This window comes from Actinoplanes sandaracinus, assembly GCF_030009775.1.
Taxonomy (GTDB): domain Bacteria; phylum Actinomycetota; class Actinomycetes; order Mycobacteriales; family Micromonosporaceae; genus Actinoplanes; species Actinoplanes sandaracinus.
Genome location: NZ_JASCTH010000002.1, coordinates 80,849 through 92,512, shown reverse-complemented (window position 1 = coordinate 92,512; position 11,664 = coordinate 80,849). Strand labels below are relative to the sequence as shown.

Genomic DNA, 11,664 nt, shown 5'->3' with positions numbered 1-11,664 from the left:
CTTACGAGGCGGTGAGCCAGGGCTGCTCGCCGAGTCCGGAGATGTCCAGCACCCGTTGCACCCGCTCGGACGGGAACACCCGGAGCGTGCCCGGATAGTGCTCGGCCAGCCGGATCAGCGTGTGAATGGCGGCCGAGTCGAAGAAGGTGACCGCGCGCAGATCCAGGGTGGCGGCAGCGACCCGATCCGGAGTGGCGGCCTCGAAGAGCGTGCCGGCGGTCGCCATGTCGACCTCGCCGGTCACCGTGACGGTGACACGGTCGCCGGTCACCTCGCCGACCGCGGAGAAGTACGGGTCCGGGGCCTCGTGATCCACGCCGAACACGATTTCACAGCGGCCTGGAGGCGGCAAGGACAGGGCCGGTCGGCGCATTCGGGGGCGGTTAGGCTGTAGTCATGACCGTACGTGCCCCACTCGTACCGGGAAAGCAGTCGCGTGCGCGATCGGTCCCGGCCCAGATCGTCCGTCCCGAATACGTGGGCAAGAAACGCCCCCGTGAGTGGCGCGGCTCCCATGTGCAGACCGCCGAGACGATCGAGAAGATGCGGATCGCCGGCCGGATCGCCGCACAGGCCACCCAACTCGCCGGAGAGCACTGCAAACCCGGGGTGACCACCGACGAGATCGACCGGGTGGTGCACGAGTTCATCCTGGACCACGGCGCCTATCCGTCGACCCTCGGCTACAAGGGCTTCCCCAAGTCCTGCTGCACCTCACTCAACGAGGTGATCTGCCACGGCATCCCGGACTCCACCGTCATCGAGGACGGCGACATCATCAACGTCGACGTCACGGCGTACCTGAACGGGGTACACGGCGACACCGACGCCACGTTCTGTGTGGGCGAGGTGAGCGAGGAGGCCCGCCTCCTGGTCGAGCGCACCCACGAGGCGATGATGCGGGGCATCCGCGCGGTCGCGCCGGGCCGCCCGATCAACGTCATCGGCCGGGTCATCGAGGCCTACGCGCGACGCTTCGGCTATGGCGTGGTCCGGGACTTCACCGGCCATGGCATCGGCGAGGCGTTCCACTCCGGTCTGTATGTTCCGCATTACGACAACCCGCAGCTCACCACCGTCATGGAACCCGGCATGACGTTCACCATCGAGCCGATGATCACCCTCGGCACCCACGAGTACGAGATCTGGCGGGACAACTGGACGGTCGTCACCAAGGACCGCAAGTGGACCGCCCAGTTCGAGCACACCCTGGTGGTCACCGACGACGGTTACGAGATCCTGACCCTGCCGTGAGGACGGTCAGCCTGCCGTGAGGACGATCAGCCTCGCCTGAGGGCCGTCAGTCGAAGAGCGCGCCGAGGCGGCCGTCCACCGGGCGGCCGCGTGCGGTCAGCTCCTCCGCCTGGTACTTCAGGATCGCGCCCAGCTCCTGCATGTCGGCCGCGGCCACGCCGGTGTGCTTGACCGCGTGGGCCGTGTTGCGGAAATGGGTGCGAGTCAGGAGACCGGCGACCATGGCGGCGTGCAGCCGGGCCTCGGCCATCAGGATCAGGGCGGCGTCGGTGTCGTACCACTGCGTGAGCCGGACGGCCCGGGCGTGCGCGCCGTTGGCGACCGACCAGTTGTGCCGGGCCAGGCCGGTGAACTCCATCGGCCGGGCCTCGGACAGCAGCGTGAGGTGAGCCTCACGCCGGTCCTTGAAATAGCCTCGCGGGTCGAGGAGCGGAAACGTGGTGATGAAGGCGTCGGCCTGCAACGGCCAGCCCGGCGTCAGCAGCCGGGCCTGGCCCAGCCCGTCCTCCGCGGTCACCACCCGCAGGTCCACCGGGATGCCGTCGACCATCCGCTGGGTGGGTTTCGGGCCGGTCTTCGCCCGGTACGTCACCACCGCCACGTTCACGTCGCTGCTGTCGGTGTCGTCACCATGTGCCATCGACCCGAACAGCCCGATGGCCTGAACCTCGGCCGGCCACCGTTGCTGGATGGCGTCGCGCAGCCGGATCGCGAGCGACCCGCGGGGTGAGGTGGCGTCGAGGTCGGCGATCACCCCCTCATTCTCGGCCATTCACCGACCCAGGGTGGCCCCGATCATCAGCTCGGGCGCCCCGGGAAGGCCATGGTCAGCGGTGTGACCTCGGCGATGCGCCGCCAGCGGGTCGCACGAACCGCGGAGTCGGTCAAAAACGACAGGGCGTCGAGGCGCTCGGCTCCCTCGGTGACCGGGAGCAGGGCCCGCCATGCCTGCGCCACCCCGTCCTCCACGTGGACGGCCAGCTTGAGCGCGCCCTCCCGGTCGGAGACCTCGAACGGCAGCCGGTACGCCGGTGGCGCCGGGGCGGTGCTGGCCTTCAGTTCGTCGAGGCGGTCCACCAGGCCGTCCCGGCGGGCCCGGTGTTCAAGCTCGGCGGACCGGGCGCGGGACACCTCGTCGCCGTCCTTCAGATGCACACCGATCACGCCGTACGCATAGATGGCCGCCTCCTCGGCGGCGAGGGCGGCGGCGAGTTGTTCCGTCACGCCGCGAACAGTAACCGGTCCGTGCCGTCCCGATCAGCGCAGTGTTCGCGTGGGGTCTTCGCGCAGGCGGGCCGGCCTGGGAGTTCCGGTTCAGCGCAGCGCTTCGGCGTGTGTGGCCCGGCAGGCGGCGATCGATCCGGCCAGGGCGGCCCGGGCGGCCGGCGCCGCTTGGCAGACGGCGACCGCGGTCTTCTGCCCGGCCTGCTCGGCCTTACGCAGGGTAGCCACGGTGTCCGCAGTGGAGGCGGGGGCGGACGCCGACGGCGCGGCCGACGGAACGGCCGTGCCGATCACCCGCGCGAGTTCGGTGGCGTGCGCCCGGTGGTCCTCGGCCAGCGGGGTGAGCCGGGTGGCCAGGCCGGGTTGCGCGGCGATCGCCCGGTCGTAGGCGGCGGCCAGCGCCAGGGACTCGTCGAGCAGCGGTTGCAGGGGGTCGGGCTGCGGCGCGGGCTCCGGCTCCCGGTCGAAGACGCCGCAGCCGGCGAGCGCGGCGGAACCCACCATCGCACCGAGGAGGAATCGCCGTGAGTTCGTCAGCACAGAGCCCAGTCAACACCATTCGGTGCGGCGCTGCTTCGCCCCGCCGGTCGGCGCGTTAGGCTCAGCGTCAGCCGCGGGGCCGCATTCTGCCCGGCGGCATATAGTCGTTCCTGCGAGAAAGCTAGCGAGAGGTCGAGCCCGATGACGCAGCGTGGTCGCGCCGGGGCCCGGCCCGGTGGTCGCCCCGGCGACCGCCGTTCCCGGCCCGAGCCGGAGACCCGGAAAACCCCCGTCCTGCCCCGCGTCGATCTGAGCGCCGCCCGCGCCCGGATCCGCGAGGTGATCGAGCCGGTGGTCGCCAAGGCCGGTTACGACCTGGAGGACGTGGCCCTGACCCGGGCCGGCCGCCGGTTCGTGGTCCGTGTCCTGGTCGACACCGACGGCGGCATCAGCCTGGACGACGTGGCGGTGGTCTCCCGGGCGATCTCCGATGCGCTCGACACCGCCGAGGAGTCCGGCGGCGAGCTGGTCGCCGGTGAATATCAGCTGGAGGTCGGCTCGCCAGGGGTGGACCGGCCGCTCACGGAGCCGCGGCACTGGCGGCGCAACGCCGGCCGTCTGGTCGAGGTGAACGGCCTCATCGGCCGGATCGTCTCGGCCGATGAGGCCGGTGTGGTGCTGGACGTGGACGGGGCCACCCGGGAACTCGGCTTCGCCGAGCTCGGAGCGGGCAAGGTCCAGATCGAGTTCAAGCGTTTGGACGAAGCCGAGTTCGACGAGTCCGACGACCACGAAGAAGACGACGAAGACGAAGGGGAGGGCGAGGAATGAACATCGACCTCGCGGCGCTGCGCGCCCTGGAGCGCGAGCGGGAGATCCCGTTCGAGACGATCATTTCGGCCATCGAGACCGCACTGCTCACCGCCTACCGGCACACCGACGGGGCGGAGAGCCACGCCCGGGTGGAGATCGACCGCAAGAGCGGCGTCGCCACCGTGCTGGCGAGCGAGTTCGACGCCGACGGCACGCTGGTGCGCGAGTGGGACGACACTCCGCACGACTTCGGCCGGATCGCCGCGATGACCGCCAAGCAGGTCATCCTCCAGCGGCTCCGGGAGGCCACCGACGAACAGCACTTCGGTGAGTACGCGGGCCGCGACGGCGACCTGGTCACCGGTGTGGTGCAGGCCGACGCCGCCCGTGCCGAGAAACACATCGTGACCGTCGACCTGGGCAAGCTGGAAGCGGTGCTGCCTCAGTCCGAGCAGGTTCCGGGCGAGTCGTACCCGCACGGCACCCGGATCCGGTGCATCGTGGTCCACGTGGCCAAGGGCTTCCGCGGGCCGCAGATCACCCTGTCCCGCTCGCATCCGGCGCTGGTGAAGAAACTGTTCGCCCTCGAGGTGCCGGAGATCGCCGACGGGACCGTGGACATCGCCGCGATCGCACGTGAGGCAGGTCACCGTACGAAGATCGCGGTGCGGACGACCGTTCCGGGCGTCAACGCCAAGGGCGCGTGCATCGGTCCGATGGGCCAGCGTGTCCGGGCCGTCATGAGCGAGTTGCACGGCGAGAAGATCGACATCATCGACTGGTCGGACGACCCGGCCAGGTTCGTGGGCAACGCCCTCTCACCTGCGAAGGCGTTGCGGGTCGAGGTGGTCGACCTAGCCAGCCGTACAGCCAGGGTGACCGTGCCGGATTTCCAGCTCTCGCTGGCGATCGGCAGGGAGGGCCAGAACGCCCGGCTCGCCGCCCGTCTCACCGGATGGCGCATCGACATCCGCCCGGACAGCGAGCCCGCTAGAGTCTCGGACCGTGATGCGGCCGAGGCGGGGAACTGACCGGATACGCGCCGGGCAGGATCGAGGGGTAGACTTGCTCTCGGTCGGCCCGACGCGAACCTGCGTCGGCTGCCGCAAACGCGCGCCGGCCAGTCATTTGCTGCGGTTCGTCGCGGCAGATTCGGGGGGAGACCTCCGGCTTCTGCCCGATACGGCCCGCCGACTGCCGGGGCGGGGAGCTCATCTGCACCCCGATCCGGCCTGCTTCGCGCAGGCAGAGCGGCGTCGCGCTTTCGGGCGTGCGTTGCGACTCTCTGGATTTGCTAACCCAGAACTGCTTGCGGAGCACATCCGCACGGTCTCCGTGCCGTGCGGAACCACCGATGACGAGGCGTCGGCGCTTTCGTCACGACCCAGCAAGGTAGGACGACCCAGATGAGCACACGATGAAGTCCCTGAAATGACCAGGCTTCTAGTGCACGAGTGAGGTCAGTGCGGGCGCTGCTCGCACGACCTCAAAGTGAGGAGTGCAGTGCCAGGCAAGGCCCGCGTACACGAGCTCGCCAAAGAGCTCGGGGTCGATAGCAAGACCGTGCTCGCCACATTGAAAGACATGGGCGAGTTCGTTAAATCCGCATCGAGCACCGTCGAGGCCCCGGTGGCCCGACGGCTTCGTGGCGCTCTGGAGCAGGGCGGCGCCATTCCGGCGTCCCCGTCGGCTCCGTCGTCAGGTGCTCCCGCCGCCTCCGGCGGTCCGAGCGCGTCCGGTTCCCCGCGTCCGGGGCCGCCGATGGGGCGGCCTCAGCCGCCGCGTCGTCCGGGCACGCCGCAGGGAGCGCCCACCAACAGTCCTACGTCCCCGGCGCCCGCGCCCGGCCCGTTCGTGCGGCCCAAGCCGCCCGTTCCCGGCCGTCCGGGCCCCGTGCCCGGCCCGGTCGCGAAACCGGCCAGCGCGCACGACATCGAGGTGGCGGCCGCTGAGGCGCGCGCCTCAGCGCTGAAGGCCGAGCAGGAAGCGTCGGTCAAGGCCGCACAGGCCGCCCAGGCAGCCCGTTCGCGGGATGCCGAGCGCCGGCCGCAGGGCACGACCGAGGGCGGCGCTCAGCCGCCGCGTCGGCCGGGTCCGGGCAGCGTTCCGCCTCGTCCGGGTTCGCCGGCGGCCGGTCGTCCCGGCGCTCCGGGTGCTCCCGGCGGCGCACGTCCCGGTCCGGGTGGCGGCGCTCCGCGTCCGCCCGCGCGTGGCCCGGGTAACAACCCGTTCGGTGTCTCCGGTGGCGGCGCTCCGCGTCCCTCGCCGTCCTCGATGCCGCGTCCGAACCAGCCGGGCATGCCTCCGCGGCCGAGCCCTGCCTCGATGCCTCCGCGGCCCAGCCCCGCCTCGATGCCCTCGCAGCGTCCCGCCGGTCCCGGCGCCGGACGTGGCGGCCCCGGTGGCGGCGCTGGTCGTCCCGGTGGTCCCGGTGCGGGCCGTGGCGGTCCCGGCGGCGGTGGCGGTGGTTTCCGTCCCGGTGGTGGCGGCGGCGCTGGTGGCGGTTTCCGTCCCGGTGGTGGCGGCGGCGCTGGTGGCGGTTTCCGTCCCGGTGGTGGCGGCGGCGCTGGTGGCGGCGGCGGTTACCGGGGTGGTCCCGGCGGCGGTACCGGTGGTCCGGTCGGCGCTGGTGCGCCCGGTCGTCCCGGTGGCGCCGGTGGCCGTGGTCGTGGCGGCGGTGCGGCGGGTGCCTTCGGGCGTCCCGGCGGCCGGCCGACCCGCGGCCGCAAGTCGAAGAAGCAGCGGCGTCAGGAGTTCGACAACCTGTCTGCTCCGCAGATGAGTTCGGGCGCTCCGCGCGGTAACGGCCAGGAGATCCGGCTGTCCCGTGGCGCGTCGCTCTCCGACTTCGCTGACAAGATCAACGCGAACCCTGGCTCGCTCGTCCAGGAGATGTTCAACCTGGGCGAGATGGTGACCGCCACGCAGTCGGTGTCCGACGACACCCTGAAGCTGCTTGGCGTGCACCTCGGCTTCGAGGTCGTCATCGTCAGCCCCGAGGACGAGGACCGTGAGCTGCTCGCGCAGTTCGACATCGACCTCGACGCCGCGGTTGCCGAGGACCGGCTGGTCACCCGGCCGCCGGTGGTGACCGTCATGGGTCACGTCGACCACGGTAAGACGAAGCTGCTCGACGCGATCCGCAAGACCAACGTGGTCGCCGGCGAGGCGGGTGGCATCACCCAGCACATCGGCGCCTACCAGGTCGTCGTCCCCCACCAGGGGGAGGACCGGGCGATCACCTTCATCGACACCCCGGGTCACGAGGCGTTCACCGCCATGCGTGCCCGTGGCGCCAAGGTCACCGACATCGTGATCCTGGTGGTCGCGGCCGACGACGGCGTCATGCCGCAGACGGTCGAGGCGCTCAACCACGCCAAGGCGGCCGACGTGCCGATCGTGGTCGCGGTGAACAAGGTCGACAAGCCGGACGCCAACCCGGACAAGGTCCGGCAGCAGCTCACCGACTACGGCCTGCTCGCCGAGGAGTACGGCGGCGAGACGATGTTCGTCAACGTCGCGGCGAAGCCCGGCATCGGCATCGACGAGCTTCTCGAAGCCGTCCTGCTGACCGCCGACGCGGCGCTCGAGCTGACCGCCCCGATCGACGGCCCCGCCCAGGGTGTCGCGGTCGAGGCGCACCTGGACAAGGGTCGCGGCGCCGTGGCCACCGTCCTGGTGCAGAAGGGCACGCTGCGTGCCGGCGACTCGATCGTGGCGGGTGGCGCGCACGGTCGCGTCCGGGCCATGCTCGACGAGAACGGCAACCAGGTCGCCGAGGCCGGTCCGGCTCGTCCGGTCCTGGTCCTGGGTCTGACCTCGGTGCCGAGTGCCGGTGACACGTTCCTCGCGGCTGAGGACGACCGCACCGTGCGGCAGATCGCCGAGCAGCGACAGGCCCGCCGTCGTGCGGCCACCTTCGCGAACTCGGGTCGCCAGAAGTCCCTCGAGGACCTGATGCGTGACCTGAAGGAGGGCGAGAAGGCTTCGCTCACCCTGGTCATCAAGGGTGACGGCTCCGGCTCGGTCGAGGCTCTCGAGGATGCCCTGTTCAAGCTGGACATTCCGGAAGAGGTGCAGCTCAAGGTCATCCACCGCGGTGTCGGTGCGATCACCGAGAGCGACGTCAACCTGGCGTCCGCCTCGTCGGAGCAGACGGCCACGATCATCGGCTTCAACGTCCGGGCCTCGAACAAGGTCAAGGAGATGGCCGACCGCGCCGGCGTGGAGATCCGCTACTACAGCGTGATCTACCAGGCCATCGAGGAGATCGAGGCGGCTCTCAAGGGCCTGCTCAAGCCGGAGTACGAAGAGGTCGAGCTGGGCACGGCGGAGATCCGCGAGGTGTTCCGCTCGTCCAAGATCGGTCTCATCGCCGGCTGTATCGTCCGGTCCGGTCTCATCCGCCGCAACACCAAGGCGCGCATCCTGCGCGACGGCACTGTGGTGGCGGAGAGCGTCACGATCAGCTCGCTGAAGCGGTTCAAGGACGACGCCACCGAGGTCCGCGAGGGCTTCGAGTGTGGTCTGACGCTCCAGGGTTACGGCTCGCCGCAGGTCGGCGACGTGATCGAGACGTGGGAGATGCGCGAGAAGGTTCGGGCGTAACGTCCGAGTGGTTTTCGGCGGCCCCCGGTGCTTCGGCGCCGGGGGCCGTGCTCATTGCTCCGCTTCGCTCCGCGGAAAATCACCTGCCTCCTCACCGGCGGCGTTTTGCGTTCGGGGGGTGTGTCCAGGGCGGGTCACGGTGGCTGGGAGGATGACAACATGTCCCGGTACGCCATGCTCCTCGCCCCGTCCGCCAACCGCGTCTACGCCGATCAGGCATCCCGCATCTCCCAGGCGGAGCTGGCCGCGTTCGGCCCGGTGCTCGCGTCCGACCTGGACGACATCGGGGTCACCGTGCTCGGCGGTGTCGAGTACCTGACGTTCACCGGTGACCTCGGCGAGCGCGACGTGGCGTACCTCTCGAATCTCTCCTCCGCCTATGCGCTCTTCGAGCGAGTGGAGGAGGAGCTGCTCCGCCCGATCGAGTTGACCCCGCTGGCCCGGTACGACAGCGACCTGATCACCATCCCGAAATACGCGGGCAAGACGAACGAGCAGTTCACCAAGCTGGTGCTGAACCTCACCCTGCTCGCCTCCGCCTCCGCCCGGAAGATGCTCGACGGCCACCTGACCGTCCTCGACCCGCTCTGCGGCCGCGGCACCACGCTCAACCAGGCCCTGATGTACGGCTACGACGGCATCGGTATCGAGATCGACGGCAAGGACGTCGAGGCCTACAAGTTGTTCCTGCAGACGTGGCTCAAGCGCAAGCGGCTCAAGCACTCTGCCGACCTGGTGCCGGTGCGCCGGCAGGGGCGCCGTGCCGCCCGCCGGCTGGAGGTGACCATGGCCGCCAGCAAGGACGATCACAAGGCCGGCGAGGTGCAGAAGGTGACCGTGCTGCAGGCCGACACGACCCAGCTGGAGGGCCTGTCGAAGGGGCACGTCGCCGACGTGCTGGTCGCCGACCTGCCCTATGGGGTGGCACACGGCAGTTACGACGACGAGGGCGGCATCTCCCGCAAGCCGCTGGACCTGCTGGAGCGGGCCCTCCCGCAGTGGTTGCCACTGCTGCGGCCGGGTGGCGCGATCGGCCTGTCCTGGAACACCAAGGTCGCGAAGCGGGAACTGGCCGAGGACATCCTGCTCGCGCACGGACTGAAGCTGATCGAGTACCAGTCGATGAGTCACCGGGTGGACCAGGGCATCGAGCGTGACGTGCTGGTGGCACGGAAATAGGGCTGCTCCGAGGGCTGCTCCGGGCGTAGCCTGCTCGCTGATGTATACCGAAACCGCAGTCTTCGACCTGCTCCTGCCGGGTGACTCGCAATCGCTGAAGCAGAAGCGTTCCTATCTCCGGCCGATCATCGCGATGCTGAAGAAGTTTGAGGTCAGCGTCGCCGAGGTGGGCTTTCACGACCTGCATGGCCGCGCCCAGATCGGGGTAGCCGTGGTGGCAGGAGACCCGGCCCAGGCTCGTGCCGTCGTCGACACCTGCGAGAACCAGGTGGCCGGCCGCCCCGAGATCGAGCTGCTCTCGGTCAAGCGACGGCTGTACGGCGACGAGGATTGACGCTGGGTACGCTTCACCAGTTGGGCGGGAGTGGTTCGGCCCGCGAGATACACGGAGGTGGGCGATATGTCTGATCCAGCCAAGACGCGCCGGCACGCGGAGCGGATCAAGGAGCTGGTGGCCAGGCTGGTGCGGGAGATCAAGGACCCCCGCCTCGGCATGGTGACGATCACGGACGCCCGGATCACCGGCGACCTGCGCGAGGCGACGGTCTTCTACACGGTTCTGGGTGACGTGACCGAGCAGGCGTCCACGGCGGCGGCTCTGGAGAGCGCGAAAGGCATGCTGCGCAGCCGGGTCGGCCACGCGCTGGCCCTGCGGCACTCGCCGAGCCTGGCATTCGTGCTGGACAACGTGCAGACCCACGTCAAGGAGATCGACGACCTCCTGGCCGCGGCGCGGCACCGGGACGAGGAGGTCCAGCGGATCGCGGTCGGCGCGCAGTACGCCGGTGACCCCGACCCGTACAAGAGCGAGGACGACGAGTCGGAGGATGAGGAGTCCGAGCGGGTGGGCGCCCGCGAGGACAACGGGTGACCCTGTCCGGGCCCTCCGCCGACCAGTGGGCCGCCGCCGTCGCGGCGGTCCGCTCGGCCGGATCCGATGACGAGATCCAGCTGATCTGCCACGTCAACCCCGACGGGGACGCGCTCGGCAGCATGCTCGGTTTCGGGCTCGGTCTGCGGCGCCTGGGGTTCACCCGATTGAGGGCGACCTTCCCCGGTGATTTCGTGGTGCCTGTGCCGTACCAATCACTGCCCGGCTCAGATCTTTTGGTGCCGGAGTCGGAGGCCTTCGCCGAGCCCCGCCTGGTCCTGATCTTCGATGTGGCGAGCGAGTCGCGCCTCGGCGCGCTCGCCGGCCGGCTCGCGGCCGCCCCGGCCGCTGTGGTGCTGGACCACCACGCGTCGAACACCGGGTTCGGCGGGGTGCAACTGGTCGACCCGGAGGCCGCGGCGACCTCGGTCGTCGCCGAGGGTCTGCTCAGCCGTCTCGGGGTGCCGCTGGACGCGGAGATCGCGGAGTGCCTCTACGTCGCTCTGGCGACCGACACCGGCTCGTTCAAGTTCGACATGACGGGAGTGTCGGTTCACGAGCTGGCGGCGCGGCTGATCGCCACCGGGATCCGGCCGGGGGAGATCTCCCGGCGCACTTTCGACAGCCGCCCGTTCGGGGCGATGAAGCTGACCGGCGAGGTGATCGGCCGCGCGGTGCTGGAGCCGTCCGCGGCCGGTGGGCGGGGCATGGTGTGGACCTACGCCACCCTGGCCGACCTGGAGCGGCACGCGCAGCCGCCGTACGTGCTGGACACCCTGATCGACCCGGTGCGCTCGGTCGCCGAGGCGGACGTGTCCGTGGTGGTGAAGGAGATGGCGGCCGGCGAGTGGTCGGTGTCGCTGCGCAGCAAGGGCGCCGTCGACGTGAGCGCCGTCGCGGTCTCCCAGGGTGGCGGCGGCCACCGTCTGGCGGCCGGCTTCACCGGGTTCGGGGAGGCCTCCGACGTGGTGGACACGGTGCGCCGGCTGCTCGACGAACATCTGAACTGACCGATGTTCTCCCTGCGTAACGGGGGTCACCTGATCCGGTGGCCTCCGCTTTTTCTGTCCCGGATCCCGGGATCACGGCCCGCCGGGCCGTGAGTGAACGTTAGTTTGGGCCTGAACGGTGATTTGGTTCCGCGCGGCTGCCACCGACGCCCACCGCGAGACCTCGAGCCACCCGGGTCCACCGGCCCGGGCACGCGTCACCCGTGTCAGAGGACCCGGCGATCC

Annotated in this window: 13 protein-coding genes; 9 read left to right on the top strand and 4 right to left on the bottom strand. The window is 70.3% G+C overall.

The annotated features are described in order from the left end of the window. Position 1: 1 nt before the first annotated feature. Positions 2–316 carry an STAS domain-containing protein gene (locus QLQ12_RS03070; RefSeq protein ID WP_282756983.1) on the bottom strand — a complete coding sequence of 105 codons (315 nt, stop codon included), beginning with the start codon at positions 314–316 and terminating at the stop codon, positions 2–4. Between the two features lie 80 nt (positions 317–396). Here QLQ12_RS03070 and map point away from each other — a divergent pair, with 80 nt between their 5' ends. Next, complete coding sequence (gene map / locus QLQ12_RS03065; protein ID WP_282756982.1) at positions 397–1,254, top strand: type I methionyl aminopeptidase; 858 nt, start codon at positions 397–399, stop codon at positions 1,252–1,254. A 46-nt stretch (positions 1,255–1,300) separates the two neighbouring features. Here the strand turns inward: map and QLQ12_RS03060 are convergent, their stop codons facing one another. The 3 genes from QLQ12_RS03060 to QLQ12_RS03050 all read right to left on the bottom strand — a co-directional run bounded on the left by QLQ12_RS03060 (position 1,301) and on the right by QLQ12_RS03050 (position 2,982). Further along, entirely contained in the window at positions 1,301–2,026 is a 726-nt protein-coding gene (locus QLQ12_RS03060) for a nucleotidyltransferase domain-containing protein (RefSeq protein WP_282756981.1), read from the bottom strand. 26 nt (positions 2,027–2,052) lie between these two features. Continuing rightward, on the bottom strand, positions 2,053–2,478 hold the full coding sequence (locus QLQ12_RS03055) for a ferritin-like domain-containing protein (RefSeq protein WP_282756980.1): 426 nt from the start codon (positions 2,476–2,478) through the stop codon (positions 2,053–2,055). 90 nt (positions 2,479–2,568) lie between these two features. Next, positions 2,569–2,982, bottom strand: a complete 414-nt coding sequence (locus QLQ12_RS03050) for a hypothetical protein (protein ID WP_282756979.1) — start codon at positions 2,980–2,982, stop codon at positions 2,569–2,571. Positions 2,983–3,159: 177 nt separating this feature from the next. Here QLQ12_RS03050 and rimP point away from each other — a divergent pair, with 177 nt between their 5' ends. The 8 genes from rimP to QLQ12_RS03010 all read left to right on the top strand — a co-directional run bounded on the left by rimP (position 3,160) and on the right by QLQ12_RS03010 (position 11,439). Next, complete coding sequence (gene rimP, locus QLQ12_RS03045; RefSeq protein ID WP_282756978.1) at positions 3,160–3,789, top strand: ribosome maturation factor RimP; 630 nt, start codon at positions 3,160–3,162, stop codon at positions 3,787–3,789. Then, positions 3,786–4,802, top strand: a complete 1,017-nt coding sequence (nusA, locus tag QLQ12_RS03040; RefSeq protein ID WP_282756977.1) for a transcription termination factor NusA — start codon at positions 3,786–3,788, stop codon at positions 4,800–4,802. Before rimP ends, nusA begins: the two co-directional genes overlap by 4 nt. Further along, on the top strand, positions 4,780–5,181 hold the full coding sequence (locus tag QLQ12_RS03035; RefSeq protein WP_282757330.1) for a YlxR family protein: 402 nt from the start codon (positions 4,780–4,782) through the stop codon (positions 5,179–5,181). The genes nusA and QLQ12_RS03035 overlap by 23 nt, the downstream gene beginning before the upstream one ends. A gap of 93 nt (positions 5,182–5,274) precedes the next feature. Continuing rightward, positions 5,275–8,379 carry a translation initiation factor IF-2 gene (infB, locus tag QLQ12_RS03030; RefSeq protein ID WP_282756976.1) on the top strand — a complete coding sequence of 1,035 codons (3,105 nt, stop codon included), beginning with the start codon at positions 5,275–5,277 and terminating at the stop codon, positions 8,377–8,379. A 159-nt stretch (positions 8,380–8,538) separates the two neighbouring features. Then, positions 8,539–9,558, top strand: coding sequence for a TRM11 family SAM-dependent methyltransferase (locus QLQ12_RS03025; protein WP_282756975.1), 1,020 nt, complete (start codon positions 8,539–8,541; stop codon positions 9,556–9,558). A 40-nt stretch (positions 9,559–9,598) separates the two neighbouring features. Then, entirely contained in the window at positions 9,599–9,892 is a 294-nt protein-coding gene (locus tag QLQ12_RS03020; RefSeq protein WP_282756974.1) for a DUF503 domain-containing protein, read from the top strand. A 66-nt stretch (positions 9,893–9,958) separates the two neighbouring features. Beyond that, positions 9,959–10,429, top strand: coding sequence for a 30S ribosome-binding factor RbfA (gene rbfA, locus QLQ12_RS03015; protein ID WP_282756973.1), 471 nt, complete (start codon positions 9,959–9,961; stop codon positions 10,427–10,429). After that, positions 10,426–11,439, top strand: a complete 1,014-nt coding sequence (locus tag QLQ12_RS03010) for a DHH family phosphoesterase (RefSeq protein ID WP_282756972.1) — start codon at positions 10,426–10,428, stop codon at positions 11,437–11,439. Before rbfA ends, QLQ12_RS03010 begins: the two co-directional genes overlap by 4 nt. Positions 11,440–11,664 lie beyond the last annotated feature (225 nt).